This is a genomic window from Pseudomonas taiwanensis (genome assembly GCF_013393345.1).
Taxonomy (GTDB): domain Bacteria; phylum Pseudomonadota; class Gammaproteobacteria; order Pseudomonadales; family Pseudomonadaceae; genus Metapseudomonas; species Metapseudomonas resinovorans_C.
Genome location: NZ_QJRF01000067.1, coordinates 65,373 through 90,967 on the forward strand (window position 1 = coordinate 65,373; position 25,595 = coordinate 90,967).

At 64.6% G+C, this 25,595-nt stretch carries 25 protein-coding genes; 9 read left to right on the forward strand and 16 right to left on the reverse strand.

Annotated elements, in window-relative coordinates; all coding sequences use genetic code 11:
- Window positions 1–9: 9 nt before the first annotated feature.
- From mltB to lipB, 5 genes are all read left to right on the forward strand, one after another.
- Window positions 10–999: a lytic murein transglycosylase B gene (gene mltB, locus DM872_RS19735; RefSeq protein WP_179061212.1), complete on the forward strand. Its 990-nt coding sequence runs from the start codon at window positions 10–12 to the stop codon at window positions 997–999.
- A 3-nt stretch (window positions 1,000–1,002) separates the two neighbouring features.
- Window positions 1,003–2,013 carry a septal ring lytic transglycosylase RlpA family protein gene (locus DM872_RS19740; RefSeq protein ID WP_179061057.1) on the forward strand — a complete coding sequence of 337 codons (1,011 nt, stop codon included), beginning with the start codon at window positions 1,003–1,005 and terminating at the stop codon, window positions 2,011–2,013.
- A 59-nt stretch (window positions 2,014–2,072) separates the two neighbouring features.
- Window positions 2,073–3,236 carry a D-alanyl-D-alanine carboxypeptidase family protein gene (locus DM872_RS19745; protein ID WP_179061058.1) on the forward strand — a complete coding sequence of 388 codons (1,164 nt, stop codon included), beginning with the start codon at window positions 2,073–2,075 and terminating at the stop codon, window positions 3,234–3,236.
- A gap of 74 nt (window positions 3,237–3,310) precedes the next feature.
- The gene (locus DM872_RS19750; RefSeq protein ID WP_077525210.1) at window positions 3,311–3,592 is read left to right on the forward strand and encodes a DUF493 domain-containing protein; all 282 of its coding nucleotides are present in this window, start codon (window positions 3,311–3,313) and stop codon (window positions 3,590–3,592) included.
- Window positions 3,592–4,218 (forward strand): lipoyl(octanoyl) transferase LipB, encoded by a 627-nt coding sequence (lipB, locus tag DM872_RS19755; RefSeq protein ID WP_077525209.1) that lies wholly within the window; start codon window positions 3,592–3,594, stop codon window positions 4,216–4,218. The genes DM872_RS19750 and lipB overlap by 1 nt, the downstream gene beginning before the upstream one ends.
- Before the next feature lie 96 nt (window positions 4,219–4,314).
- Here the strand turns inward: lipB and lipA are convergent, their stop codons facing one another.
- The 6 genes from lipA to leuS form a co-directional block, all read right to left on the reverse strand.
- Window positions 4,315–5,367, reverse strand: a complete 1,053-nt coding sequence (gene lipA / locus DM872_RS19760) for a lipoyl synthase (RefSeq protein ID WP_179061059.1) — start codon at window positions 5,365–5,367, stop codon at window positions 4,315–4,317.
- Window positions 5,368–5,508: 141 nt separating this feature from the next.
- Window positions 5,509–6,816, reverse strand: coding sequence for a lytic murein transglycosylase (locus tag DM872_RS19765; protein WP_179061060.1), 1,308 nt, complete (start codon window positions 6,814–6,816; stop codon window positions 5,509–5,511).
- Window positions 6,817–6,871: 55 nt separating this feature from the next.
- Window positions 6,872–7,030 carry an alternative ribosome rescue factor ArfA gene (arfA, locus tag DM872_RS19770; RefSeq protein WP_077525206.1) on the reverse strand — a complete coding sequence of 53 codons (159 nt, stop codon included), beginning with the start codon at window positions 7,028–7,030 and terminating at the stop codon, window positions 6,872–6,874.
- Window positions 7,031–7,100: 70 nt separating this feature from the next.
- Entirely contained in the window at window positions 7,101–8,138 is a 1,038-nt protein-coding gene (gene holA, locus DM872_RS19775) for a DNA polymerase III subunit delta (protein ID WP_179061061.1), read from the reverse strand.
- Between the two features lie 40 nt (window positions 8,139–8,178).
- The gene (locus tag DM872_RS19780) at window positions 8,179–8,787 is read right to left on the reverse strand and encodes an LPS-assembly lipoprotein LptE (RefSeq protein WP_179061062.1); all 609 of its coding nucleotides are present in this window, start codon (window positions 8,785–8,787) and stop codon (window positions 8,179–8,181) included.
- A gap of 60 nt (window positions 8,788–8,847) precedes the next feature.
- Complete coding sequence (gene leuS, locus DM872_RS19785) at window positions 8,848–11,469, reverse strand: leucine--tRNA ligase (protein ID WP_179061063.1); 2,622 nt, start codon at window positions 11,467–11,469, stop codon at window positions 8,848–8,850.
- 256 nt (window positions 11,470–11,725) lie between these two features.
- Between leuS and DM872_RS19790 the strand changes: the two genes are divergently transcribed.
- Both DM872_RS19790 and DM872_RS19795 read left to right on the forward strand, forming a co-directional pair.
- Window positions 11,726–12,163: a hypothetical protein gene (locus tag DM872_RS19790; protein ID WP_179061064.1), complete on the forward strand. Its 438-nt coding sequence runs from the start codon at window positions 11,726–11,728 to the stop codon at window positions 12,161–12,163.
- A gap of 24 nt (window positions 12,164–12,187) precedes the next feature.
- On the forward strand, window positions 12,188–12,949 hold the full coding sequence (locus tag DM872_RS19795) for a YdcF family protein (RefSeq protein WP_179061065.1): 762 nt from the start codon (window positions 12,188–12,190) through the stop codon (window positions 12,947–12,949).
- Between the two features lie 57 nt (window positions 12,950–13,006).
- Here the strand turns inward: DM872_RS19795 and lnt are convergent, their stop codons facing one another.
- The 5 genes from lnt to miaB form a co-directional block, all read right to left on the reverse strand.
- The gene (lnt, locus tag DM872_RS19800; protein ID WP_179061066.1) at window positions 13,007–14,527 is read right to left on the reverse strand and encodes an apolipoprotein N-acyltransferase; all 1,521 of its coding nucleotides are present in this window, start codon (window positions 14,525–14,527) and stop codon (window positions 13,007–13,009) included.
- A gap of 113 nt (window positions 14,528–14,640) precedes the next feature.
- Entirely contained in the window at window positions 14,641–15,480 is an 840-nt protein-coding gene (locus DM872_RS19805; protein WP_179061067.1) for an HlyC/CorC family transporter, read from the reverse strand.
- Window positions 15,481–15,501: 21 nt separating this feature from the next.
- On the reverse strand, window positions 15,502–15,966 hold the full coding sequence (gene ybeY, locus DM872_RS19810; RefSeq protein WP_179061068.1) for an rRNA maturation RNase YbeY: 465 nt from the start codon (window positions 15,964–15,966) through the stop codon (window positions 15,502–15,504).
- On the reverse strand, window positions 15,959–16,978 hold the full coding sequence (locus DM872_RS19815) for a PhoH family protein (protein ID WP_179061069.1): 1,020 nt from the start codon (window positions 16,976–16,978) through the stop codon (window positions 15,959–15,961). Before DM872_RS19815 ends, ybeY begins: the two co-directional genes overlap by 8 nt.
- Window positions 16,979–17,070: 92 nt before the next feature.
- Window positions 17,071–18,411, reverse strand: coding sequence for a tRNA (N6-isopentenyl adenosine(37)-C2)-methylthiotransferase MiaB (gene miaB, locus DM872_RS19820; RefSeq protein ID WP_179061070.1), 1,341 nt, complete (start codon window positions 18,409–18,411; stop codon window positions 17,071–17,073).
- Between the two features lie 136 nt (window positions 18,412–18,547).
- On the opposite strand from miaB, the gene DM872_RS19825 reads away from it, so the two are divergent.
- A complete protein-coding gene (locus tag DM872_RS19825; protein WP_077525196.1) occupies window positions 18,548–18,871 on the forward strand; it encodes a DUF1820 family protein in 324 nt (107 codons plus the stop codon).
- 34 nt (window positions 18,872–18,905) lie between these two features.
- On the opposite strand, the gene DM872_RS19830 is transcribed toward DM872_RS19825, so the two are convergent.
- From DM872_RS19830 to DM872_RS19850, 5 genes are all read right to left on the reverse strand, one after another.
- Window positions 18,906–19,454: a tetratricopeptide repeat protein gene (locus tag DM872_RS19830; protein ID WP_179061071.1), complete on the reverse strand. Its 549-nt coding sequence runs from the start codon at window positions 19,452–19,454 to the stop codon at window positions 18,906–18,908.
- A gap of 93 nt (window positions 19,455–19,547) precedes the next feature.
- Window positions 19,548–20,195, reverse strand: coding sequence for a hypothetical protein (locus tag DM872_RS19835; RefSeq protein ID WP_179061072.1), 648 nt, complete (start codon window positions 20,193–20,195; stop codon window positions 19,548–19,550).
- Entirely contained in the window at window positions 20,195–21,484 is a 1,290-nt protein-coding gene (gene hemL / locus DM872_RS19840; protein ID WP_179061073.1) for a glutamate-1-semialdehyde 2,1-aminomutase, read from the reverse strand. The genes DM872_RS19835 and hemL overlap by 1 nt, the downstream gene beginning before the upstream one ends.
- Window positions 21,485–21,514: 30 nt before the next feature.
- Window positions 21,515–22,144 carry a thiamine phosphate synthase gene (gene thiE, locus DM872_RS19845; RefSeq protein WP_179061074.1) on the reverse strand — a complete coding sequence of 210 codons (630 nt, stop codon included), beginning with the start codon at window positions 22,142–22,144 and terminating at the stop codon, window positions 21,515–21,517.
- Window positions 22,141–22,938 (reverse strand): hydroxymethylpyrimidine/phosphomethylpyrimidine kinase, encoded by a 798-nt coding sequence (locus tag DM872_RS19850; protein WP_179061075.1) that lies wholly within the window; start codon window positions 22,936–22,938, stop codon window positions 22,141–22,143. Before DM872_RS19850 ends, thiE begins: the two co-directional genes overlap by 4 nt.
- 252 nt (window positions 22,939–23,190) lie before the next feature.
- On the opposite strand from DM872_RS19850, the gene DM872_RS19855 reads away from it, so the two are divergent.
- A complete protein-coding gene (locus DM872_RS19855) occupies window positions 23,191–25,587 on the forward strand; it encodes a hybrid sensor histidine kinase/response regulator (protein WP_179061076.1) in 2,397 nt (798 codons plus the stop codon).
- The last annotated feature ends 8 nt before the right edge of the window (window positions 25,588–25,595 follow it).

Consider the following 25,595-nt stretch of genomic DNA (forward strand, 5'->3'; position numbering starts at 1 on the left):
CGCAAATGGATGCAGTTGGCAGCCTCCGGGGCTGCCCTGGTGGGACTGCTGGGGGCAGCCGCACCTGCATTTTCCGGAGACTACGAGGGATCGCCGCAGGTGGCCGAATTCGTCGCCGAGATGACCCGTGACTACGGTTTCGCTGGCGAGCAGCTGGTGGACCTGTTCCGTGAAGTGGAACGCAAGCAGTCCATCCTCGACGCCATTTCCCGGCCTGCAGAGCGGGTAAAGCCCTGGAAGGACTACCGCCCGATCTTCATCACCCCGGCACGTATCCAGAAGGGTGTCACCTTCTGGAATCAGCACGCCGAGGCTCTGGCCCGTGCCGAGAAGGAATACGGCGTGCCGGCCCAGGTCATCGTCGCAATCATCGGCGTCGAGACCTTCTATGGCGGCAACACCGGCAACTTCCGCGTGATCGACGCGCTGTCCACCCTGGGCTTCGATTACCCGCCGCGCGCCGACTTCTTCCGCAAGCAGCTCAAGGAGTTCCTCCTGCTGGCGCGCGAAGAGCAGGTCGATCCGCTGATGCTCAAAGGTTCCTACGCCGGCGCCATGGGCCTGCCGCAGTTCATGCCGAGCAGCTTCCGCGCCTATGCCGTGGACTTCGACGGCGACGGCCACATCGATATCTGGAACAACCCGGTGGATGCCATCGGCAGCGTCGCCAGCTACTTCAAGCGCCATGGCTGGGTCGCCGGGGCTCCGGTCGTCACCCGTGCCCAGGTTCGGGGCGCTCGAATCGACGAAGGGTTGACCCAGGGACTGGACCCGGTGAAGAACGTCGGCGATCTTAGGACGCTGGGCTGGGCAAGCAGCGACGCACTGCGCGATGATGTGCCGGTTACGGCTTTCAGGCTGGAGGGTGACGAGGGGGCGGAGTACTGGATGGGACTGCCGAACTTCTACGTCATTACCCGCTACAATCGCAGCGCGATGTATGCCATGGCAGTGCATCAGCTATCCGAACTGCTGGTCAACGCAAGGGGCGGGCGTTAACCGATGCCACAAACGATAAGAGTCGCTTTCTACGGCGCCGTAGCATTGTTGCTGGCCAGCTGCTCGAGCAGCCGAGCGCCGGAACCGGTCCAACCGGGCGGGCAGATTTCTGGTCCTGGAGACTATGCGCGTCCCCACAGGGACGGCGCGCCATGGTGGGACGTCGACGTCTCGCGCATTCCCGATGCCGTGCCGATGCCGCATTACGGCTCGATCAAGGCCAATCCCTATACCGTGCTGGGCAAGACCTACTACCCGATGAACGACGCGCGTCGTTATCAGGCGGTGGGCACGGCGTCCTGGTACGGCACCAAGTTCCACGGCCAGGCCACCGCCAATGGCGAGGCCTATGACCTATACGGCATGACCGCTGCACACAAGACCCTGCCGCTGCCGAGCTATGTCCGGGTGACCAACCTCGACAACGGCCGCACCGTGATTCTGCGGGTCAACGACCGTGGCCCGTTCTACTCCGATCGCATCATCGACCTGTCCTTCGCCGCAGCGAAGAAGCTTGGCTACGCCGAGACCGGAACCGCCCGGGTCAAGGTCGAGGGCATCGATCCCCATGAGTGGTGGGCTGCCCAGGGGCGTCCGGTGCCCATGGTCCTCGCCCAGCCGAAGATGGCTGCACAGGCGAAACCTCAAGCTCAACCCCAGCCTGCCGTGCAGGTCGCCAGCGCGCCGATCGAGCAATACACCCCGCCGCCGCAGCAACATGCCGCCGCCGTCCTGCCCGTGCAGATCGACGCAAAAAAAAACGATTCACTCGCAGCGTCTGGCCTGTATCTCCAGGTGGGCGCCTTCGCCAATCCGGACGCTGCGGAACTCCTCAAGGCCAAGCTGAGCGAGACGGTGAGTGCGCCAGTCTTCATCAGCTCGGTCGTGCGCAACCAGCAGATACTGCACCGGGTACGCCTGGGGCCGATCGGAACTCAGGGTGAAGCACAAGAGGTGCAAAACTCCGTGCGCCTGGCCAAGCTCGGCCAGCCCACCCTGGTGAAGCCGGACTGACGGCTTCTTCTTTGCCCGCAAGGGCCTGATAGACCATTAGCTATTTCTCAGAGAGACGGATGAACATCTTCAGCTTTGCCAAACGCGTACTTCTGCCCGCAGCCCTGCTCATCGTCGCGCCGGTCTCCATGGCGGCCCAGCAGATCATTCCGTCGCCGCCGCAACTGGCCGCCAAATCCTATGTTCTGATGGACGCCCAGAGTGGCCAGGTCCTGGTCGAGAACAACGGCGACCAGCGCCTGCCCCCGGCAAGCCTGACCAAGCTGATGACCGCCTACATCGCCACCCTGGAGATCCGCAAGGGCCAGATCGGGGAGAGCGACCCGGTGACCATCAGTGAGCACGCCTGGCGCACCGGCGGTTCGCGCATGTTCGTCCAGGTGAACACCCAGGTGACCCTGAGCGACCTGCTGCACGGCATCATCATCCAGTCGGGCAACGACGCCAGCGTGGCCGTGGCCGAGCACATTGCCGGCAGCGAAGACGCTTTCGCCGACATGATGAACACCACTGCCGAGAAGCTCGGCATGACCAACAGCCACTTCATGAACGCGACCGGCCTGCCCAATCCTGAGCACTACTCCACCGCTCACGATATGGCGACCCTGGCCCGCGGGATCATCTACGAAGACCCGGCTCACTACGCCATCTACTCCCAGAAGGAATTCTTCTGGAACAACATCAAGCAGCCCAACCGCAACCTGCTGCTGTGGCGCGACAAGACCGTCGACGGCCTGAAGACCGGCCACACCGACGAAGCCGGCTACTGCCTGGTGGCGTCCGCCGTACGTGACAACATGCGTCTGATCGCCGTGGTGTTCGGCACCAACAGCGAGCAGGCCCGTGCCGCCGAAACCCAGAAGCTGCTGACCTACGGCTTCCGCTTCTTCGAAACCCAGACCTTCTATCAGAAGGGCGCCGAGCTGGCGAAAGCCCAAGTGTGGAAGGGTGCCGTCCGCGAAGCCAAGGCGGGCCTGGCCCAGGACCTGACGCTGACCCTGCCGAAAGGCCAGGCCAAGAAGCTGCAGGCCAGCATGACCTTGAATCCGCAACTGATCGCCCCCATCAAGCAGGGTGACGTGATCGGCAAGGTGGAGGTCAAGATGGAAGACCAGGTTGTCCACAGCGCCGATCTGATCGCCCTCGAGACCGTTGAGGAAGGTGGTTTCTTCCGCCGCCTGTGGGATAGCATCCGCCTGTTCTTCTACGGCCTGTTCAACTGACCTACTGAGCCGACGCCTCGCACCCAGCACGGGAACGAGGCGTCCGCATCGCGGATCAAGAGTCCGCCGCTGCCATGACCGATACCCCTGACGTACAACCCCCGAAAATCGAGTTTCCCTGCGAGCGCTATCCCATCAAGGTGATCGGCGATTCCTTCGATGGTTTCTCCGACCTGGTGATCGAAATCATCCGGCGCCACGCTCCCGACCTGGATGCCGGCACCCTCGTGGTGCGCGATAGCCGCAATGGTCGTTTCCTCTCGGTGCAGGTACTGATCACCGCTACCGGCGTCGATCAGCTGCAAGCGATCCATGTCGACCTGCGCGCCACTGGCCGCGTGCACATGGTCCTCTAGTGGCGTCCGCCGAACTCATCGTGCGTCATCTGGGGTTGGTGGACTACCTGCCGACCCTGGAAGCGATGCGCCACCTGACCACCGAACGCGATGCGCAGTCGCCCGACGAAATCTGGCTACTGCAGCACCCGCGCGTGTTCACCCAGGGCCAGGCCGGCAAGGCCGAGCATCTGCTGGAGACGGGAGACATCCCGGTCATCCAGGTCGAGCGCGGTGGCCAGGTTACCTACCACGGCCCTGGCCAGTTGGTGGCCTATGTGATGTTGGACTTGCGTCGCCTGGGACTGGGTGTGCGTGAGCTGGTGACCGCCCTGGAGCAGAGCCTGGTCGATGTGCTGGCAGGTTACGGCGTCGAGGCGGCGCCCAAGGCGGACGCTCCCGGCGTCTATGTGAACGGCGACAAGATCGCCTCGCTGGGACTTCGGGTCAGCCGCGGCTGCTCCTTCCACGGCCTGGCGCTCAACGTGGACATGGACCTGTCGCCGTTCTGGCGAATCAATCCTTGTGGTTACGCCGGATTGAAGATGGTGCAGCTCAAGGACCTGATCGACACGCCGCCGCAGCTCGACGAGGTTGCCCAGCGCCTGGAGCAGGCTCTGCGCCGGCGGTTGGGCTACACGCAGTAGACGCAGACTCCCGAAAAACAACGGCCCCCTCTTCCATCGGAAGAGGGGGCCGTTGTGTTTCAGCCTTGCTGCGCTCGCGGGCCCCGCAGTCTCTGCTTAGCCAAGGTTGAGTGCAGGAATGATGCTCGGGTCGAGGGCCTGGCCAGGTACTGGCACCGGCGCCGCCAAGCCCAGGTTGTTCTTCTCGAACACCCGGTCAGCCCGGTAGCTGGAACGCACCAGCGGACCGGCTGCGACTTCCATGAAACCCTTTTCCAGGCCGATATCGCGGAAGCGGTTGAACTCTTCCGGGCTGACCCAGCGCTTCACCGGCAGGTGGTTGCGCGTGGGTTGCAGGTACTGGCCGAGGGTCAGGATGTCTACGCCGATTGCGCGCAGGTCATCCATGGTTTCGATGATTTCTTCGTCCGTCTCGCCCAGTCCGAGCATCAGGCTGGTCTTGGTCAGCACGTCCGGACGGTGGCGCTTGGCGTGCTCCAGCACGCGCAGGGTCTTCTCGTAGCCCGCGCGCGGGTCGCGCACGACATGGGTCAGGCGTTTGACCGTCTCGACGTTTTGCGCGAAGACCTCCAGACCGGAATCCACGACGCGTTCGATGGCCAGGTGGTCGCCATCGAAGTCGGGGGTCAGGGCTTCCACGACCACCTGCGGAGTATTCGCCTTGATGGCGCGTACGCAAGCGGCGTAGTGACTGGCGCCGCCATCGTCCAGGTCGTCGCGATCCACCGAGGTCAGCACGATGTAGCGCAGCGCCATCAGCTCCACCGACTTGGCGGTGTTCTGCGGTTCTTCCAGATCCAGCCAGCCATTGGGGTTGCCGGTGTCCACGGCGCAGAAGCGGCAGGCGCGGGTGCAGACCGAGCCCATCAGCATGATGGTGGCGGTGCCGTTGGACCAGCATTCGCCCATGTTCGGGCAGTGCGATTCCTGGCACACGGTGCTCAGGCGATGCTCGCCGACGTTGCGCTTGACCGCTTCGAAACGGCTGCCGCCCGGTGCCTTTACCCGCAACCACTTGGGTTTGGGCTCGAACACCTGGGGTTCGGCGGAGGCACGGCGCTTCTGGCCATCCTTGATAGCGGTGATGCCCTGGGCAGTACGGAACTTTTCGCCGCTCGCGACGTGTTTGGACGAGTCTGTATCGGACATCGGAAATCGGGCTCCGCTGGTGGCTCCGTGGCTGCCGCAGGGGCAAAAAGGGGTGGCGCAGTTTATCACAAAGGCGTTTGCACGAACTCGCAGCCGTCTGGTGGCGGGCGCGTGCGGCGGCCGCAAAAAGGGCAGGGCGCTTCAGCGCCCCTCACGCAATTGCTTGAGCAGATCCAGGTTGGGATAGCCGTCCGCCGGCCATCCCAGGCGTTGCTGGTAACCACGGATTGCCTTGCGGGTATTGGCGCCGATGATGCCATCCGCCGCGCCGGGGTTGTAGCCGGCACCCGCCAGGGACTCCTGCAACTCCACCCGCTCGGTGCGGCTCAGCGGACGCTCGTCGCGCGGCCAACTGCCGGTGAGTTGTCCACCGCCATCGAAGCGCTCGCCCAGCAGGCTGACCGCCAGGGCGTAGGACGAGGAGTTGTTGTACTTGAGGATGGCGCGGAAGTTGTCCAGCACGAGGAAAGCCGGACCACGATGGCCGGCCGGGAGCAGCAGGGAGGCGCTGTTGTTGCCGAGACTCGCGCCTTGCGGGCCGACTTGTACGCCCATCGCCTGCCATTGCGCCACCGACTTACGGATGTCGCCGTCCGCGTGGGCGTAGTCGAAGCCCTGTGGCAACTGCACCTGCAGTGCAGCGGGTTGGCCCTTGCGCCAGCCCGAGGCCTGCAGATAGTGGGCGGCGGAGGCCAGGGCATCGGCTGAGGAGTTCCAGATGTCGCGGCGACCATCGCCATCGAAGTCCACGGCATGGCTGTTGTAGGTGGTCGGGATGAACTGGGTCTGTCCCATGGCGCCCGCCCAGGACCCGAGCATGCTGTCGGGCTGGATGTCGCCATGCTGGAGGATCTGCAAGGCAGCCAGGAGCTGCGCGTGGGCGAACTCGGGGCGACGGCCTTCGTAGGCCAGGGTCGCCAGGGAACGGATCACCGACTTGTCGCCCATGAACTGGCCGAAGCTGCTCTCCATGCCCCAGATGGCCACCAGCGGCTCGCGGTCCACACCGAAGCGTTGCTCGATGGCATCCAGCGTCGCGGCGTTCTCCGTTATCAGCGCCTGACCCTTGCGTACGCGATAGGGAGAGATGGCGCCTTCCAGGTACTCCCACACCGGCCGGGTGAATTCGGGCTGGCTGCGGTCTGCGGTGATCACGCTCGGATCGGGGGTGATGCCAGCGAAGGCTCGGTCGAAGAGACTGGCGTCTATGCCTTGGGCCAGGGCTTCGCGGCGGAAACCATCGCGCCACGCACTGAAGCTGATGGCGGGCATCTGTACCGGAGTGTCCGCGGGCGTTGCGGCGGGTTTACTGGCGGGCTGGGTCGCCTGAGGCAGGGGAGCAGTAGCGGATTTCTGGGCCGGGGCATCGGCGCAGGAGCTGAGCAGGGTGAGGGCAGAGGCCACGGCCAGGCTGCGGAACATCAGGCCGGGGGCGGGGGCATCGAACATACGCGAGTCTCGAGGCAGACGAATCAAGTCGCGACCTTAACATGTCCGAGCCATTTCAGACCGCTATAAGCGACGAAGCCTCCCAATCGTGGGAGGCTTCGCGGCGGTAACTTCCTTTGCCCTTCATGGGTTTTTCCTGGCGGCAGCGGAAGAGGGGTTGGGCTACCAGGGTTTTGGCGCGGTTGGGTGCGCCTGGCTTGCGTTTCTTGGCCATGGTCGATCCTCGATGGGGCCCGCCTCGGTGCGGGCGGCGCATCATCGGGCGCTGATCAGAAAATGTCCAGTCATTCCGCCGACAGCGGCAGGCGCTGGCCGGCCAGCAGCAGGGCTAGACGAGCGAGTCCGTTCCAGGGATCGCCAGGGGCCTGGCCCTTGATCTGCGCGTCGATCCGCTGGGCATCCTGCAGCAACAGGTTCCAGCGCGACGCCGGGTGACGTTGCAGGGCCCGGGTGACCAGTGGGCGACGCTTGTCCCAGACGGGCGGACGGGCTGCCGCAAAGGCTTTCTCCAGCGGCACACCCTGGCTGTATTGCTGGGCCAGTCCACCCAGCAGGCGCAGCTCCCGGGCCAGCGCCCAGAGGATCACGGGAGGCTCCACCCCTTCGCCGCGCAGGCCTTCCAGCGTCCGCAGGGTGTGGGCGGGCTCGCCATTGAGGGCAGCGTCGATCAGGCCGAAGACATCGAAACGGGCGCTGTCGGCGACTGCGGCCTGTACGGTGGCGGCATCCACCTGGCCGCCCTCCGCGAGCAGTTTGAGCTTCTCGATTTCCTGGGCGGCAGCCAGCAGGTTGCCTTCGACCCGGGCAGCGATCAGGTCGACCGCTTCCTGGCTGGCGGCGAGGCCGGCCTGGGACAGGCGTTGGCGTATCCACTGCGGCAGGTTGTGGGCCTCGATGGGCCAGATCTGGATGAACTGGGCGTCGGCGCCGTCGATCAGGGCCTTGGCCCATTTGGTCTTCTGGGTGCTGCCGTCGAGCTTGGGCAGGCTGAGCAGCAGCACGGTGTCTTCCGGCGGGCGGGAAAGGTATTCCAGCAACGCAGCTGCGCCCTTGTCTCCTGGCTTGCCCGAGGGCAGTCGCACTTCCAGCAGACGTTTCTCGGCGAACAACGACAGACTGGCGCCGGCTTCCAGCAGCAAGCCCCAATCGAAGTTGGCCTCGGCGTTGAATACCTGGCGCTCGCTGAAGTCCCGTGCACGAACGCTGGCGCGGATCGCGTCGCAGGCCTCCTGGCAGAGCAGCGGCTCATCGCCGCTGACGACGTACACAGGCGCCAGTTGGCCCTGCAGGTGTTTGCCCAGTTGTGCGGGATTGAGTTTCATAGGCGCAAATGACAGGGGCCGCTGTGGCGGCCCCTTTTACTCACTGGATGGGCAATTGCAGCGGAGACTGCTGCGGCTGCTGGGCCTTCTCGGCCTGGCGTGCGGCTTCCAGGGCTTCGGCTTCAGCCTTGGCCTTGGCTTCTGCAGTCTGCTGCAGTTGGTCGAGCTGGGCCGGGGTGATGAGCTGCAGGCGCATGAGCATCTGCTGAACCATTTCCTGGCGCATTTCCTGACGCAGCTGGGCCGCTTCCTGGTCGGAGCCGATCAGGTTGTTGCTGTCGAAGACGTAGTACTTCTGCACGGTCAGCTTGTCGTTCATCAGCAGCAGGCCGTTGTTGCCGCGGATCTCGTACTGCAGGGTCTTGGTCAGCTCGTATTCCGCGCTGCGTGCGCCGGAGGTGTAGGAAGCAGTGCGCTGGCTCTCGTCTTCGCGGGCCAGTACCAAGGTGTAAGGAGCGCCGGCATGGACGTTCACCCCGTTGCTTTCCAGCGCCTCGCGCATTTCCTTGATGGTCTGGCCGTACTGGTTGCGAGCGGTTACGTCCAATTCATCCAGGGCGAACTGGGCGTCACCGGTGCCGCGCAGTTGAAAGCCGCACGCACTCAGCAGCACGGTAAGGCCCAGGACCAGCAGATTCCGTTTCTTCATTTCTTGCTTTCCCCTTGCGAGCAGTCCGGCGCCACTCCCGGAGGAGGGCGCCGGCTTCGATCAGTTGGCGACGATATTGACCAGTTTGCCGGGCACCACGATGACCTTGCGGATGGTCAGGCCGTCGGTGAAGCGCAGCACGTTCTCGTTGGCGCGCGCAGCGGCTTCCACCGCTTCGCGGCTGGCGTCTGCCGGCACTTCGATATGGCCACGCAGCTTGCCGTTGACCTGCACGACCAGTTGCAGGCTGTCCTGCACCAGCGCGGCTTCGTCCACGGTGGGCCAGGCAGCGTCGATGGCAGCATCGCTGTGGCCCAGCTCGCGCCAGAGCTCATGGCTGATGTGCGGAGTGATGGGCGCCAGCAGCAGGGCGATGGCTTCCAGGCCTTCCTGCAGCAGGGCGCGGTCTTCGGCGTTGGCTTGCGGGGCCTTTTCCAGGACGTTCATCAGGGTCATCACGGCGGCGATGGCGGTGTTGAACTTGTGGTTCTGGCCAATATCCTGGCTGGCCTGCTTGATGGCCAGGTGGATGGAACGATGCACGGCTTTCTGCTCGTCGTTCAGGGCGCTGCGATCCAGGGTGGACGGCAGGCCGGCAGCGACGTGGGCCTGGGCCAGACGCCAGACGCGACGCAGGAAGCGGCTGGCGCCTTCTACGCCGGAGTCGGACCACTCCAGGCTCATGTCCGGCGGCGAGGCGAACATCATGAACAGGCGGCAGGTGTCGGCGCCGTACTGGTCGATCATCGCCTGCGGGTCCACGCCGTTGTTCTTCGACTTGGACATCTTCTCGGTGCCGCCGATTTCCACCGGCAGGCCGTCGGTCTTCAGGCGGGCGCCGATGACCTTGGCCTTGGCGTCGCGCTCGACTTCGACATCGGCCGGGTTGAACCAGTCCTTGCCGCCATTGGCTGCAACGCGATAGTAGGTGTCCGCGACGACCATGCCCTGGGTGAGCAGGTTCTTGAACGGCTCGTCGGAGCTGACCAGGCCTTCGTCACGCATCAGCTTGTGGAAGAAGCGCGCGTAGAGCAGGTGCAGGATGGCGTGTTCGATGCCGCCGATGTACTGGTCCACGGGCAACCAGTGGTTGGCTGCGGCCGGGTCGACCATGCCCTGGTCGTAGTTCGGCGAGGCATAGCGGGCGAAGTACCAGGAGCTTTCCACGAAGGTGTCCATGGTGTCGGTTTCGCGCTTGGCTGCGGTGCCGCATTTCGGGCAGGTGCAAGCGTAGAACTCGGGCATCTTCGCCAGCGGGCTGCCGGCGCCGTCCGGTACCACGTCTTCGGGAAGGACGACCGGCAACTGGTCTTCCGGCACCGGTACGTCGCCGCAACTCGGGCAATGGATGATCGGGATCGGGCAGCCCCAGTAGCGCTGGCGGCTGATGCCCCAGTCGCGCAGGCGGAATTGGGTGCGGGCCTGGCCCAGGCCTTTCTTCTGCAGGGCGACTTCGATGGCGTCGAAGGCACCCTGGTAGTCCAGGCCGTCGAATTCACCGGAGTTGATCAGTTGGCCGTGGTCGCCGTAGGCGTCCTGCCACGGGGCAGGGGTTTCGTCACCGGTGGAGGTGCGGACCACTGCTTTCATCGGCAGGTCGTACTTGTGGGCGAAGGCGAAGTCGCGCTCGTCGTGGGCCGGCACGGCCATCACGGCACCTTCGCCGTAGTTCATCAGGACGTAGTTGGCGACCCAGACCGGGAGCTTGTCGCCGGTCAGCGGGTGCTCGACGAACAGCGGCGTGGGCAGGCCCTTCTTCTCCTGGGTGGCGATGTCGGCTTCGGCAACGCCGCCGCGCTTGCACTCATCGATGAAGGCTTGCAGTTCAGCGGCCTTGTCAGCCGGCAGCTTCTGCACGGCGAGGGTCGCCAGCGGGTGCTCGGCTGCGACGGCTACGTAGGTGGCGCCCATCAGGGTATCCGGACGGGTGGTGAAGACCTTCATCGCGCCGGCCTGGCCGATGCTGGCCTGGTCGTAGGGGAAGCTGACTTCCATGCCGCGCGACTTGCCGATCCAGTTGCGCTGCATGGTCTTGACCTGCTCGGGCCAGCCGTCCAGGTCGTCGAGGCTGCTCAAGAGTTCATCCGCGTACGCGGTGATCTTGAAGTAGTACATCGGGATTTCGCGTTTCTCCACCAGCGCACCGGAGCGCCAGCCGCGACCGTCGATGACCTGCTCGTTGGCGAGGACCGTCTGGTCCGCCGGGTCCCAGTTGACGGTGCCGTTCTTGCGGTAGATCACGCCCTTTTCGAACAGCTTGGTGAACAGCCACTGCTCCCAGCGGTAGTAATCGGGCTTGCAGGTGGTGACTTCACGGGACCAGTCGATGGCGAGGCCCAGGCTTTTCAGCTGGGTCTTCATGTAGTCGATGTTCTCGTAGGTCCACTTGGCCGGCGCGACGTTGTTCTTCATCGCGGCGTTCTCCGCCGGCATGCCGAACGCGTCCCAGCCCATGGGCTGCAGCACGTTCTTGCCGAGCATGCGCTGATAGCGGGCGATCACGTCGCCGATGGTGTAGTTGCGCACGTGCCCCATGTGTAGCTTGCCGCTCGGGTAGGGGAACATCGACAGGCAATAGAAGGTGTCCTTGCCGGGCTGCTCACTCACTTCAAAGGATTTATGCGCGTCCCAGTGGGCTTGCGCGGCGGCTTCGATTTCGCGGGGCTGATACTGTTCGTGCATGGCTACTGGCGCTGGAGGATGGAGTTCCCTGGGGCCGGTTGCGCTGGCCGTGACCGTGGCGTCGGACCCTGGAGGAAAAGGAAATTCAAGCGACGTAGCATACATGACCCCCGCCGACCGAGGGAAACCCTGAATGCACGGGTGGACGTCCGTCGCCAATACCGGCGCCGTTTGTCGCGGGCACCTTGCAGCAGGGAACCGAACGCTAAGCTTTTCATAAGCAAGGCAAGCGTTTACGTGTTTTCGAGGTGTTGGGATGGGTGAGTTGCGGCGGACGGAAGCAGGGAACGGGCCCTATGAACGGTTGTTGCACCGGCTGGCCCTGGCACTGGATGAGGCCGATACGGCGGTTCGCTTGCGCGACGAGGAACCGCTCGAGTTGGAGCTGAAGGGACTGACGCCTGCCGAGATGGAGCTTATCCGCGCTTACCTGGATCGGGACATGCGCTGGCTGCGCGGCTGGCACGCGGCCGCCGAGGAACTGGCGGCCATCGAGCAATTACCCCGTCGATCCCCGCGTGGCGACAACGGGCCACCCAAGAGTTTCGCGCTCAAGCCCAAACCCCTGTTCAAGCGCCGCCAGCAGCTCTGCTGCGCCATGTGCGGTACGCCTGCCATCTGGCAGCGCGGCCAGGGTGTGCAGGCGTGCATGTCCTGCGGTTCGCAGCTTTTCCGGACATCCAATCCCCGCTAGTCTCCGGGCACCCTGGAGGTGCCCATGCCAATTCGTTACATCATTAAGCAATTCCTGCTGCCGCCTGGCGGCCTACTCCTGTTGCTTCTGCTGGCCTGGTGGCTGCGCCGGCGCATGCCGCGCCTGTCGCTGGCCTGCTTCGTCATGGGGCTTGGCGGGCTCTGGTTGATGAGTCTGCCGATCGTGGTCGAGTGGTCCGCCAGGGCGCTCGAGCGCGATGCGCCACTGCCTGAGTCGGAATGGACGCAGTTGGCCGGGCGGGTGGATGCGATCGTCGTGCTGGGAGGCGGGCGTCAGATTTCCGACCCTGCCTGGGGTAGCGATCAGCCGTCGGCCATGGCCCTGGAGCGTGTGCGTTTCGCGGCACGTCTGGCTCGTACCAGCGGCCTGCCACTGTTGACCAGCGGTGGCCTGCACTTTGGCGCGCCACCCAGCGAGGCGCGGATCATGGCCGATACCCTCAAGCGCGACTATGGCCTGGAGGTGCGTTGGCAAGAGGGGGAGAGCCGTACCACCTGGGAGAACGCCACCTATAGCGCGAAAATGCTCCAGCCCGAGGGAATTCGGCGGGTCCTCCTGGTCACCCAGGCTGCGCATATGCCACGGGCGCGTTGGTGTTTCGAGCGTGCAGGCTTCGAGGTGGTGGCAGCCCCCATGGGCTACCTGGGTGTGCCCAATGGCTGGCCTTTGGGTGGCTGGCTGCCGGAGAGCAAGGCCGTGGCGCAGAACGGAATGCTGTTGAACGAGGCCATTGGACTGCTGGCCTATCCCTTGGCCTACGACTGAGTTCTTCCTGTAGGAGCGAGCTTGCTCGTTCGCGAGCAAGCTCGCTCCTACAGGGGTTTACACCGTCTTGGCGATTCGGCTGGCCATCAGCGCCCAGGCGAAGAGCAGGCCACAGAGAATCACCAGCGGCCAGGCGCGCCACTGCAGATAGGGCGTCAGGCCCTGCATGGGCAGGACTTCACCGTAGAGCACGCCTTGCTGGAATTGCGGGATGCCTTCGGTGACCTGGCCGAAGGGGTCGATCAGCACGGTCACGCCGTTGTTGGTCGCGCGGATCATCCAGCGGCCGGCTTCCAGGGCACGCATCTGCGCCATCTGCAGGTGTTGCAGCGGGCCGATGGAGGTGCCGAACCAGGTGTCGTTGCTGACGGTCAGCAGGATGTCGCTCTGTGCGGCCAGATCGGCGGCGAACTCGGGATAGACCACTTCGTAGCAGATATACGGGGCGATTCGGTATCCCTTGGCCATCAGCGGACCCTGATCGGAGTCACCGCGGGCGAAGTCGGACATCGGCAGGTCGAAGAAGGCGATCAGCCCGCGCAGAACCTCCTGCAGTGGCACGTATTCGCCGAAGGGCACCAGCTTCTGCTTGAGGTAGGTGCCCTCACCCTGGCCGACCACGGTGATCCCGTTGTAGTAGCGCTTCTCGCCGCGTTCGTTGTTCTGGCGGATCGGGACGCCGGTGATCAGCGCGGACTGCCGATCGTTGGCGAAACGGTTCATCACGCCGAGGTAGCCGTCGACGAATTCCTTGAGCACCGGTACCGCGGTTTCCGGCCAGATGATCAGGTCGGCCTTCTGCGAGCTGAAGGTCATGTCGCGATAAAGCGCGAGCTGGGCGTTCAGCTGCTCCGGGTCCCACTTCAGGTTCTGCTCGATGTTGCCCTGCATGGCCGCGATCTTCAGCGGCGCGCCAGCGGGCTGGGTCCAGGCATGGCCCTTGAGCGCCAGACCGACGGCCCAGGGGGCGATCAGCAGGGCGATACCGGCCCCCAGAAATGCAGGACGGCTGCGCAGGCGAGCCAGGTTCACCAGCAGGGCTGCGGTCAGCGCCAGGGCGAAGGACACCAGCCAGACACCGCCGACCGGCGCCAGGCCCGACAGCGGGCCGTCCAGCTGGCTGTAGCCCGCGTAGAGCCAAGGGAAGCCGGTGAGGAACCAGCCACGAAAGGCTTCCTGGACCAGCCACAGCGCGGCGAAGGCCAGGGTATCGGCCAGGGCCGCCTCGCTGCGGCGCAGCCAGCGCGCCCAGATTGCCGCGGGCAGGGCGAAGAACAGTGCCACGCCAGCACTGAAGCCGACGGTGAGGAACGCGGCCAGTGGCACGGACGCCGCGCCGTAGTCGTGGATGCTGACGTAGATCCAGCCGGTGCCGGTCAGGAACAGGCCGAGGCCGTACCACCAGCCGCGCCAGAACGCGGCCTTGGGCGTCAGGTCGCGCAGGCCCAGATAGAAGAGGGCGAGCGACAGTAGTTCCAGAGGCCAGAAATCGAAGGGGGCGAAAGCCAGGGGCGTAAGGGCGCCAGCGGCGAGTGCCAGCAAGTTGCCCGGCCAGCCGGGGCGGGTGATCCAGTTCATGCTCGGTCCTTGGGCGGATGGGGAGCTGGAGAGGTGCAGCGCGAGCCTTTAGTTGCCGGCTCGGGGCGCGATTATCCACGGACGCCCCTCCGCTGTGGAGGGGCGCGCGCGAATCAACGGGACAGCGGGGAGAGGCGCAGCAGATGGATGCGGCGGCTGTCAGCGTTGAGCACGCGGAAGCGGAATTCGCCGATCTCGGTGGTTTCGTTGCGCTTGGGCAGGTGGCCGAAGGCGCCCATCACCAGGCCGCCGACGGTATCGAAATCGTCCTCGGAGAAGTCGGTCTCGAAGAATTCGTTGAAGGCATCCACCGGGGTCAGCGCCTTGACGATGAAGTCGCCGCTGGGCAGTGGCTTGATGTAGCTGTCTTCCTCGACATCGTGCTCGTCTTCGATGTCGCCGACGATCTGCTCCAGCACGTCCTCGATGGTCACCAGGCCCGCCACGCCGCCGTATTCGTCGATGACTACGGCCATGTGGTTGTGATTGGCGCGGAACTCACGCAGCAGCACGTTGAGGCGCTTGGATTCGGGCACGAAGGTGGCCGGACGCAGCAGGTCCTTGATGTTGAAGGCCTGGCCGTTGTCCTGGAGGATCAGTGGCAGCAGGTCCTTGGCCAGGAGGATGCCCATGACGTCATCGAGGCTTTCGCCGATGACCGGGTAGCGGGAGTGGGCGGCGTCGATGATCGCCGGGAGGAACTCCTTCGGCGTCTGGTTGGCCTTGATGCTGATCATCTGCGAGCGCGGCACCATGATGTCGCGCACCTGCAGGTCGGCGACCTGAATGGCCCCTTCGACGATCGACAGCGCTTCGCTATCGAGCAGCTTGTTCTGGTGGGCCTCGCGCAGCAGCTCGAGGAGCTCCTGGCGGCTTTTCGGTTCATGGGCAAAGGCCTGGGTCAGCTTTTCCAGCCAGGACCTGTGCCCGTTACTCGATCGATCTTCGCTCATATGTCCTTTGCTCGGTGCTTCTTATTGGTCTTCGTCGTCTATGTAAGGGTCGGGGTGGCCAAGTTCAGCCAGCAATTCCCGTTCCAATGCTTCCATTTCCTCGGCTTCCTCATCCTCGATGTGGTCGTAGCCGAGCAGGTGCAGGCAACCGTGGATGACCAGGTGCGCCCAGTGCGCTTCCAGGGTCTTGCCCTGTTCCGAGGCTTCCCGGGCGACCACCGGCGCGCAGATCACCAGGTCGCCGAGCAGCGGGATATCCAGCAACTCGTCCGGCACGTCCGCAGGGAAGGAGAGTACGTTGGTAGCGTAGTCCTTGTGGCGCCAGGTGCGATTGAGTTCGCGCCCCTCGGGCTCGTCCACCAGTCGGATGGTCAGTTCGGAATCGGCGCTGCGCTGGCGCAGGGCCAGTTCGCACCAGCGACGGAAGTCCTCCTCGCTCGGCAGGCCCTGGGCCTCGCTGGCGAGTTGCAGGTCGAGTTCAAGCATTGTCGTCTATAGCGCCCGGGTCGTTGTCGGCAGGCTTGGCCTTGGCGGGTTGCTGACGGCTGTCGAAGCGGTCGTAGGCTTCCACGATGCGCTGGACCAGCGGATGGCGAACCACGTCCTGGGACTTGAAGTGGGTGAAGCTGATCCCCGGCACGTCACGCAGCACGTCGATCACGTGGATCAGCCCGGATTTCGTGCCGCGCGGCAGGTCGATCTGGGTGATGTCGCCGGTGATGACCGCTGTGGAACCGAAGCCGATACGGGTCAGGAACATCTTCATCTGCTCGAGGGTGGTGTTCTGACTCTCGTCGAGAATGATGAAGCTGTTGTTAAGGGTGCGGCCGCGCATGTAGGCCAGCGGTGCGACCTCGATCACCTGCTTCTCGATCAGCTTGGCGACGTGGTCGAAGCCGAGCATCTCGTAGAGGGCGTCGTAGAGCGGGCGCAGGTAGGGGTCGATTTTCTGGGACAGGTCGCCGGGGAGGAAGCCGAGCTTCTCGCCCGCCTCGACCGCCGGGCGCACCAGCAGGATGCGGCGGATTTGCTCGCGCTCCAGGGCGTCCACGGCGCAGGCGACTGCCAGATAGGTCTTGCCGGTGCCGGCCGGGCCGATGCCGAAGTTGATGTCGTGATCGAGGATCGACTTCACGTAGCGCTGCTGGTTGGCGCCGCGGGGGCGGATATTGCCCTTGCGGGTGCGCAGGCTCACGGCCTCGGTCTTCGGATTGGCCGCTTCTTCCATGCCGGTTTCGCGCAGGAAGAGATGCACCATGTCGGGCGACAGCTCGATGGCCTCGGTTTCGCGATAGAGGCGGCGCAGGAGGTTTTCCGTTGCACGGGTGAGTTGCGGGTCGCCGACCAGTTCGAACTGGTTGCCGCGGTTGCGGATTTCGATGGCCATGCGTTGCTCGATCAAGCGCAGGTGCTCGTCGAGTTGGCCGCACAGATTGGCGAAGCGGCGGGCTTCAAAGGGTTCCAGGGTGAAGCGGTGTAGATCCAGGGAGGCGTTCAATGTCGTGTGTTCGCCCTTGGGCGGTAGGAATGGGATGTCATGCAGAATAACCCCGGTGGCCCGCCTCGAAAAGCGCGGACCCCGAAGGTCGATCAGTGCGGGCTTTCTTCGAGCAGGCTGCCACGCAGGGAATGGGGCAGTGCATCGTCGATGTGCACATCGACGAACTGGCCGATCAGGCGCGGGTTGGCGCTGCGGAAGTTGACGATGCGGTTGTTCTCCGTGCGGCCCTGGAGCATGCCCGGGTCCTTCTTGGAATAGTCGCTGACGAGGATGCGCTGGACGCTGCCGACCATTCGTCGGCTGATCTCGTAACCCTGCTGGTGGATGCGTGTCTGCAGGATCTGCAGGCGCTGCTTCTTGACCTCTTCCGGCGTGTCATCCAGCAGGTCCGCAGCAGGGGTGCCGGGGCGCGAGCTGTAGATGAAGGAGAAGGAGAAGTCGAAGCCGACTTCTTCCACCAGTTTCATGGTGGCCTCGAAGTCCTTGTCGGTTTCGCCGGGGAAGCCGACGATGAAGTCCGAGCTGATGCAGATGTCTGGCACCGCCGCCTTCAGCTTGCGGATGCGCGACTTGTATTCCAGTGCGGTGTGATTCCGCTTCATGGCCGCGAGGATGCGATCGGAGCCCGCCTGCACGGGCAGGTGGACGAACTTCACCAGTTCCGGCACGTCTGCGTGGGCCTGGATCAGCGCGTCGGAGAACTCCAGCGGGTGCGAAGTGGTGTAGCGAATGCGTTCGATACCATCGACGGCGGCCACCACGCGGATCAGCTCGGCGAAGTCGGCGATGCGGCCGTCATGGGTCAGGCCGCGATAGCCGTTGACATTCTGGCCCAGCAGGGTCACTTCACACACGCCGTTCTCGGCCAGGTGGATGACTTCGGCCAATACGTCGTCGAACGGACGGCTGACTTCCTCGCCGCGGGTGTAGGGCACCACGCAGAAGGTGCAGTACTTGCTGCAGCCTTCCATGACCGAGACGAAGGCGCTGGGGCCATCGACGCGGGGCTCGGGCAGCCGGTCGAACTTCTCGATTTCAGGGAAACTGATGTCCACCTGGGGTTTGCGGGTGACCCGTGCGGCGTCGATCATCTCGGGCAGGCGGTGCAGGGTCTGCGGGCCGAACACGACGTCCACATAAGGGGCGCGTTCGCGGATGGCGGCGCCTTCCTGGCTGGCTACGCAGCCACCCACGCCGATGACCAGCTCCGGGTTCTGCCGCTTGAGCTCGCGCCACTGGCCAAGTTTCGAGAACACCTTCTCCTGCGCCTTCTCGCGGATCGAGCAGGTGTTGAGCAGGATCACGTCCGCTTCTTCAGCGTGTTCGGTGACTTCCAGTGCCTGATGCTCGCCGAGCAGGTCGACCATGCGCGACGAGTCGTACTCGTTCATCTGGCAGCCGTGGGTTTCGATATAGAGCTTCTTGGCCATTCGCTTTTGAATCAGGTGGTTCGAAGAACCGCGCATTATAATCGCCATGCCCTCGGTGTTCCTAGCGCCGGCTGCCTGGCGGCTGTGCTATGATCTGCGCCCCCGAAAATCCCCCGCGACGACCCGCCGACTTCCCATGAGCAAGCCTGCCCCCATCTACAAGGTGATCTTCCTTAACCAGGGCCAGGTGTACGAGATGTACGCCAAGCAGATCTACCAGAGCGATCTCTGGGGCTTCCTGGAGGTGGAGGAGTTCGTCTTTGGCGAGCGCACCCAGGTGGTGGTCGATCCCAGCGAGGAGAAGCTCAAGGCTCAGTTCGAAGGCGTGGTCCGCAGTTTCCTGCCGATGCATTCGATCATCCGCATCGATGAAGTGGAGCGCCTTGGCACGCCGAAGATCAGCGAAGCGCGAGGGGGCGGCAACGTGATGCCATTCCCTATGCCGATGCCGGAGAAGTAGGTCGGATAGTCTGATGGGTGCCTCTGCCCCGGGTTCAGGGCAGAGGCGAGAAGGGCGAGCCGCCGTCGGCAGCCTGTAGTTCCAACAGATAGTTGCGGAAGATCTGCCCGAGTACCTGGGTGGCGATTTCAAGCTCGTCAGAACGCATTTGCGCGGCCACCAGGTCGGCGCTGTCCATCGCCTCGTCCGAACCGTTCACCGCTGCCATCTTGAGCACGATGTAGGCCTGCACGTTATTGGCCGGTACGCCTTCGCCCCTGAAGAACATGTTGCCCAGTCGCAACTGAGCCTGGGCGTGTCCCTTCAGGGAAGCCTGTTCGAACCATTGCAGGGCCTGGGCGAGGTCGCGCGGGGTGCGTTTGCCGTCGTAGTAGAACTCGCCGAGTTCGTACTGGGCTTCAGCGTCGCCTCCCTTGGCCGCTTGTTGGCAAGCGGAAATGGCTTCCGAAAGGTTTTCCGGCAGGCTGTTCAGGTTGCAGCGCCCGGTGGCTGGGATCAGCAGGGAGTTACCGCCGGCATTGGCCAGCAGTGGCTGGAAGAGCAACAGGCAGCCCAGGATAAGGGTGCGGCCGGTGCGGTTCATGGGGATCACAGTGCCTCGGAAGCAGTGCGGGCATCATGCCCGGCCGGCGAGAAACGCGCCGACCGTCACATTATGAAATAAGCGAGGCCGATCTTACAAAGCCTTTACTTTGTTTGCGCTTGGCACTGTGTCGCGAAGTTGCAGGAGCAGCCAGACCATCAGCGGGTAGGCGGGCGTGAGAAGGGCGTGGAACAGATCGACCCGGAGTAAAGGGCCGATAACGCCCTCGGTCCCCACCAGCAATCCGGCCACCAGGAACAAACCCACGATGGCGAAGGCCAGCAGCGCTGGCGAAACCCGCTCCGGCAGCCTGCCAAGGCCTGCCAGCAGGATCAGGGCGAACGCGGTGAGGCTGAGCAGCAGTCGGTACTCGGCGAGCAATCCGGTTCGCCGGGCCAACTCGAAACTCACACACAGGCCGATCACCAGGCACCCCCAGGAGGTTTGGTTCCAAGTGAGGCTGCGGGAGAAGGCGAAGGTCGCCGAGGCGACCAGTGGCAAGGCGAGGAAGGTGCCGGCCTGGCTGAGCAGGCTGTGAGCCTCGCGCCAGGACGGGTCAATAGAAAAGCGCACCACCCCGCACAGGGCTGCAGTCGCCGGGATCAGCAGCCCGAGCAGGGCGCATGACCAGGCCGGCCACTCTTCGTCGGCGAACCCCTTGCCGGCCCGGACCAGCGCAAAGGCGCTGGCCAGGCAGGCGAGGGCGAGGATGCCGTCGGAGAGGGCGGTGCTGTATTGCATCAAGCCTGTTTCAGTTTGGCGAAGGCACGCTCGGCTGCGTCCAGGGTAATCGCCAACTCCCGGTCGCCGTGGGCGATGGAGGTGAAGCCTGCTTCATAGGCGCTCGGTGCCAGGTAGACGCCGCCATCCAGCATCAGGTGGAAGAAGCGCTTGAAGCGATCCGCATCGCTGGCCATTACGTCCTGGAAGGTGACGATGTCGTCAGCGCCGCTGAAGTAGAGGCCGAACATGCCGCCTGCCTGGGTGGTGACGAAGGGGATGCCAGCGGCATCGGCGCGCTGTTGCAGGCCGTCGAGCAAGCGGGTGGTGTAGTCGGTCAGCTCGGCGTGGAAGCCGGGGCGGCTGATCAGTTTCAGGGTGGTCAGGCCGGCGGCCATGGCCAGCGGGTTACCGGACAGGGTGCCGGCCTGGTAGACCGGGCCCAGCGGGGCGATGTGCGACATGATCTCGCGCTTGCCGCCGAAGCAGCCGACCGGCATCCCGCCACCAATGATTTTGCCAAAGGTGGACAGGTCCGGGGTGATGCCGTAGTGGGCTTGGGCGCCGCCGAGGGCGACGCGGAAGCCGGTCATCACTTCGTCGAAGATCAGTACCACGCCGTGCTTGTCGCACAGGGTGCGCAGGCCTTCGAGGAAGCCCGGTGCCGGCGGTACGCAGTTCATGTTGCCGGCCACCGGCTCGACGATGATGCAGGCGACTTCGTTGCCCACGTCGGCGAGGGTCTTTTCAACGGCGTCGATGTCGTTGAAGGGCAGGGTCAGGGTGTGCTGGGCGAAGGCCGCAGGCACGCCGGGCGAGCTCGGTACGCCCAGGGTCAGGGCGCCGGAACCGGCTTTCACCAGCAGGGAGTCGGAGTGGCCGTGGTAGCAGCCTTCGAACTTGATGATGCTGTCGCGACCGGTGAAGCCACGGGCCAGGCGAATGGCACTCATGGTGGCTTCGGTGCCGGAGCTGACCATGCGCACCATCTCCATGGACGGCACCAGGGAGCAGACCAGATCGGCCATTTCCACTTCCAGCGCGGTCGGTGCGCCGTAGGACAGACCGTGGTCCAGCTGCTTGCGCACTGCGTCCAGCACGTCCGGATGGCTGTGACCGAGGATCATCGGACCCCAGGAGCCGACATAGTCCACGTAGCGCTTGTCGTCCTCGTCCGTCACGTAGGCGCCTTCCGCGTGCTTGAAGAACAGGGGCGTGCCGCCGACGCTCTTGAAGGCGCGGACCGGCGAGTTGACGCCGCCGGGGATGTGTTTCTGGGCGTTGGCGAAGAGGGTTTCGGAACGGGACATGGCAGGTCTCTCTTTCAAGCGAATTCGGGGTCAGGCGGCGTCGAACAGGGCGCTGAAGGCACGCGCGCGGCGTTCCACCTCGGCGGCCGAATCGGCGCCGAACAGTGCGTGGATCACCGCCACCATGCTGGCGCCGCGGTTGATCAGCTCGGGGGCGTTTTCCAGGGTTACGCCGCCGATGGCGACGATCGGTGCCTGGAAGCGCTGCTGCGCCTGGTCCAGCAGGTCCAGGGTGGCGGCGGGGGCGCCCGGCTTGGTCTGGGAATTGTAGAAGCGGCCGAAGGCGATGTAGCTGGCGCCTTCCTTGATTGCCGCAGCGGCCAGGTCGAGGCTGGCGTGGCAGGTGCCGCCGATGATGGCCTGGCGGCCGAGCAGGGCGCGTGCCGCAGCAAGGGAACCGTCGCCCTGGCCCAGGTGCAGGCCGACGCCCAGGCGGGCGGCCAGTTCGGCGTCATCATTGATGATCAGGTGCGCGCCGTAACGGGTGCACAACTCGCCAAGGGCTTCGGCTTCGCGCAGGCGTCGAGCCTCGTCGCTGGACTTGTCACGGTACTGCAGCAGCTTGGCGCCGCCCTTCAGGGCCGCTTCGACGTAGGGCAGCAACTTGCCGCCGGCCAGTAACTGGCTGTCGGTGATGGCGTAGAGGCCGCGCAGTTTCATTGGCAGAAGTCCAGCGGCAGGCGGCGCGGCACGTACTGGCCGTGACCGGGTTGTTCGGCGTCGCGCAGGGTGCGCCAGGTGTAGTCGAGGGCGCTGCGTACCGCGCTGGACAGCTCCTCACCCAGGGCCAGGCGGCCGGCGAGGGCGCTGGCCAGGGTGCAGCCCGAGCCGTGGTAGCTGCCGGGCAGGCGCTGGCAGGTATAGGTGAAGCGCTGGCCATCCTGGGTGTACAGGCGGTTGTGCACTTCGTGCTCGTCGCCATGACCGCCGGTGATCAGCAGGTTGCGGCAGAAGGGCAGGAGCTTCTCCGCGCACTCGTCCGGGGTGCCTTCAGGCAGTTCGGCGAGGATGCGCGCTTCCGGCAGATTCGGGGTGGCGATGGCGGCTACCGGGAGCAGGCGTTCGCGGATCGCATAACCCACTTCGTCCTTGCCCAGCGCGCCGCCGCCGCCGGCACGCAGTACCGGGTCGCAGACCAGCGGAACGCCAGGGAGGGATTGCATGATTTCCACGACGGTCTCGACCATCTGCACCGAGCCGAGCATGCCCAGCTTGACGGCGGCTACCGGCAGGTCAGCGATCACGGCATTGGCCTGGGCCAGCACCCATTCGCGGTCGAGGACGCGGAAGTCGGAAACGTTGACGGTATCCTGCACGGTCAGGGCGGTCACGGCCGGGGCGGCGTGGCAGCCTTGTGCGATCAGGGCTTCGATGTCCGCCTGGAGGCCGGCGCCACCACTGGGGTCGTGGCCGGAAAGGCAGAGGACTACGGGGCGAGAGTTGGTCGTTTTCATGGTCGGCGAGCTTACCACTAATCACCTCGCCGGGCCGCACCGGCGGCGCTATGCCTCAGGGGGAGCGCGAAGGGTCCTGCTGGTGCGGCTGAAAGCACCGGAATAGAGCTGTTCCATAGTGATGGCAATGTGCAGCTTTCAGCCGCCTTGCGCTGTGCTAGAGTGCACTTTTCGAACAACCTGGCCCAGGGTGGCGCGTCGGATAAGGAGGTGGGGCTCCCGGACGCGGTCAGTAGGCCACTGCGGGGCTGCATGCGTACCCTCTTTTTCCTCTGCCTTTACCTGCTCGCCGGCCTGGCCAATGCCGTGCAATTCGACGAGCAACTGCGCAGTCTCCCGCTGGGCCAGCACATGGACGTGTTCGAAGACGTTCGTGGTGATGCCGAGATCGACGACATCACGGCCCCGGCCCTGGACAGCAATTTCCGCCGCCATGAAATGCCCGTGCTCAATGCCGGCTATTCGCACTCGGTCTTCTGGTTGCGCATCGACCTGGATTACCAGCCGCATGGTCGGAGCGACCAGCAGAACTGGCTGCTGGAGTTGGCCTACCCACCGCTGGACCGCCTCGATCTCTACCTTCCGGACGACCAGGGGGGTTACCGCCTCGCCCACAGCACCGGCGACGCGCTGCCGTTCGACAGCCGGCAGATCAGGCAGAACAACTATGTCTTCAGCATTCCCCTGCAATCCAACCAGCCCAAGCGTATCTACCTGCGCCTGCAAAGCGAAGGTTCCATCCAGGCGCCGCTGACGCTCTGGTCACCCCAGGCCTTCGTAGAGGAACAGCCGGAACGCATCTATGTACTGGGCATCATCTACGGCGTGCTGCTGGTGATGCTCTTTTACAACCTGTTCATCTACCTCAGCGTTCGCGACACCAGCTACCTCTATTACATCCTTTATATAGGTTCGTTCGGCCTCTACCAGATTTCCGTCAACGGCGCCGGCATCCAGTACTTCTGGCCGGACAACCCCTGGTGGGCCAATGCGGCGACACCCTTCCTGATCGGTTCGGCGGCGCTGTTCGGCTGCCAGTTCGCGCGCAGCTTCCTGCACACGGCCGACCACAGTCCCTGGGTCGACCGTACGCTGCTCGGACTGATGGCGTTCGGCGGGCTGGCGATGGTCCTGGCGCTGACGGCCAGCTACGGCCTGGCCCTGCGGCTGGCCACTTCGCTGGCGCTGATCTTTACCGTGGTGATCTTCGCCGCCGGCGTGTTGGCCTGGCTGCGCGGCATGCGCGTGGCGCGCTATTTCATCATCGCCTGGAGCGCCTTCCTTATCGGCGGCGCCATCAACACCCTGATGGTGCTGGGCTATCTGCCCAACGTCTTCCTCACCATGTACGCCAGCCAGATTGGTTCGGCGCTGGAAGTGGGGTTGCTGTCCCTTGCCCTGGCCGACCGTATCAATGCCATGAAGGAAGAGCGCACGCGTATCCTCCAGGATGCCGGACGCAAGCTGGAGGCGCTCAACCAGGAGTTGGCCAACAGCAACCGCCTGAAGGACGAATTCCTCGCCACGGTCACCCACGAACTGCGAACGCCGATGAATGGTGTCATCGGTTCCCTGGAACTGATGCAGACGCTGCCGTTGCACGATGAGCTGGAGCAGTACCAGCGCACCGCCTCCGGCTCGGCGCGGGACATGATGCGCCTGGTCAACGACATCCTCGCCATGACCGAACTGCAGGCCGGCAAGCTCTACCCGCGACGCGAGCCATTCAGCCTGCGCGGGCTGATGGACAGCCTGCGGGTGCAGTACGGTCTGCGCGCGGTGGAGAAGGGGCTGGTCTTCGAGCTGGACCTCGATCACCGGCTCCCGGATACCCTCGAAGGGGACGCTGGCAAGCTGGCCCAGGCCCTGGGCTATCTGCTGGACAACGCCATCAAGTTCACCAGCCGTGGCAGCGTTGGCTTGCGAGTCAGCGGTCACGAACCGGCCGACGGCGAACTGGCACTGCACATCGACGTCATGGACACCGGCATCGGTTTCTCCACCCCGTCGGATGGCCTGATCTACCGGCGCTTCTACCAGCTCGATGGCTCCATGACCCGCGAATACGGTGGCCTCGGCATCGGGCTCGCCCTCAGCGATCAACTGGTGACGCTCCTCGGCGGCAAGCTCTCCCATCAGTCCCAGCCGGGGCGGGGCAGTACCTTCACCCTGGAGCTCAAGTTGTCATTGCCGGTCCAGAGCCAGGTCCTGCCCGCGCGCCGTCCCGGCGGCCAGCCCCTGCGCCGGCCGGAGCAGTGCACCGTGCTGGTGGTGGAAGACAACGCCATCAACCAGTTGGTGACCCGCGGCATGCTGCTCAAGCTCGGCTATCGCGTGCTCACCGCGGACAACGGCGCCGAAGCGCTGGAACAGATTCGCCGCGAATCCGTCCATGCCGTGCTGATGGACTGCCAGATGCCGGTGATGGACGGCTTCGCCACCTGTCGGGCCCTGCGTGCAATGCCCGGCTGCGCCGATCTGCCGGTGCTGGCCATCACCGCCCACAGCCACAGTGGCGACCGCGAGCGCTGCCTGGCCGCCGGGATGAGCGACTACATGGCCAAACCGGTCAAGTTCGAGGAACTGCGCTCGCTGCTCCATGACTGGCTGCTGTGCAAGCCGGTGGAAGCTGCCAAGTCGCTGGGCTGATTCGGCAA

Bases quoted from the DNA above. Each gene is read 5' to 3' on its own strand.
- mltB (WP_179061212.1), top strand. From the start codon at position 10: ATGCAGTTGGCAGCCTCCGGGGCTGCCCTGGTGGGACTGCTGGGGGCA.
- DM872_RS19740 (WP_179061057.1), top strand. From the start codon at position 1,003: ATGCCACAAACGATAAGAGTCGCTTTCTACGGCGCCGTAGCATTGTTG.
- DM872_RS19745 (WP_179061058.1), top strand. From the start codon at position 2,073: ATGAACATCTTCAGCTTTGCCAAACGCGTACTTCTGCCCGCAGCCCTG.
- DM872_RS19750 (WP_077525210.1), top strand. From the start codon at position 3,311: ATGACCGATACCCCTGACGTACAACCCCCGAAAATCGAGTTTCCCTGC.
- lipA (WP_179061059.1), bottom strand. From the start codon at position 5,367: ATGTCCGATACAGACTCGTCCAAACACGTCGCGAGCGGCGAAAAGTTC.
- DM872_RS19765 (WP_179061060.1), bottom strand. From the start codon at position 6,816: ATGTTCGATGCCCCCGCCCCCGGCCTGATGTTCCGCAGCCTGGCCGTG.
- arfA (WP_077525206.1), bottom strand. From the start codon at position 7,030: ATGGCCAAGAAACGCAAGCCAGGCGCACCCAACCGCGCCAAAACCCTG.
- holA (WP_179061061.1), bottom strand. From the start codon at position 8,138: ATGAAACTCAATCCCGCACAACTGGGCAAACACCTGCAGGGCCAACTG.
- DM872_RS19780 (WP_179061062.1), bottom strand. From the start codon at position 8,787: ATGAAGAAACGGAATCTGCTGGTCCTGGGCCTTACCGTGCTGCTGAGT.
- leuS (WP_179061063.1), bottom strand. From the start codon at position 11,469: ATGCACGAACAGTATCAGCCCCGCGAAATCGAAGCCGCCGCGCAAGCC.
- DM872_RS19790 (WP_179061064.1), top strand. From the start codon at position 11,726: ATGGGTGAGTTGCGGCGGACGGAAGCAGGGAACGGGCCCTATGAACGG.
- DM872_RS19795 (WP_179061065.1), top strand. From the start codon at position 12,188: ATGCCAATTCGTTACATCATTAAGCAATTCCTGCTGCCGCCTGGCGGC.
- lnt (WP_179061066.1), bottom strand. From the start codon at position 14,527: ATGAACTGGATCACCCGCCCCGGCTGGCCGGGCAACTTGCTGGCACTC.
- DM872_RS19805 (WP_179061067.1), bottom strand. From the start codon at position 15,480: ATGAGCGAAGATCGATCGAGTAACGGGCACAGGTCCTGGCTGGAAAAG.
- ybeY (WP_179061068.1), bottom strand. From the start codon at position 15,966: ATGCTTGAACTCGACCTGCAACTCGCCAGCGAGGCCCAGGGCCTGCCG.
- miaB (WP_179061070.1), bottom strand. From the start codon at position 18,411: ATGGCCAAGAAGCTCTATATCGAAACCCACGGCTGCCAGATGAACGAG.
- DM872_RS19825 (WP_077525196.1), top strand. From the start codon at position 18,548: ATGAGCAAGCCTGCCCCCATCTACAAGGTGATCTTCCTTAACCAGGGC.
- DM872_RS19830 (WP_179061071.1), bottom strand. From the start codon at position 19,454: ATGAACCGCACCGGCCGCACCCTTATCCTGGGCTGCCTGTTGCTCTTC.
- DM872_RS19835 (WP_179061072.1), bottom strand. From the start codon at position 20,195: ATGCAATACAGCACCGCCCTCTCCGACGGCATCCTCGCCCTCGCCTGC.
- hemL (WP_179061073.1), bottom strand. From the start codon at position 21,484: ATGTCCCGTTCCGAAACCCTCTTCGCCAACGCCCAGAAACACATCCCC.
- thiE (WP_179061074.1), bottom strand. From the start codon at position 22,144: ATGAAACTGCGCGGCCTCTACGCCATCACCGACAGCCAGTTACTGGCC.
- DM872_RS19850 (WP_179061075.1), bottom strand. From the start codon at position 22,938: ATGAAAACGACCAACTCTCGCCCCGTAGTCCTCTGCCTTTCCGGCCAC.
- DM872_RS19855 (WP_179061076.1), top strand. From the start codon at position 23,191: ATGCGTACCCTCTTTTTCCTCTGCCTTTACCTGCTCGCCGGCCTGGCC.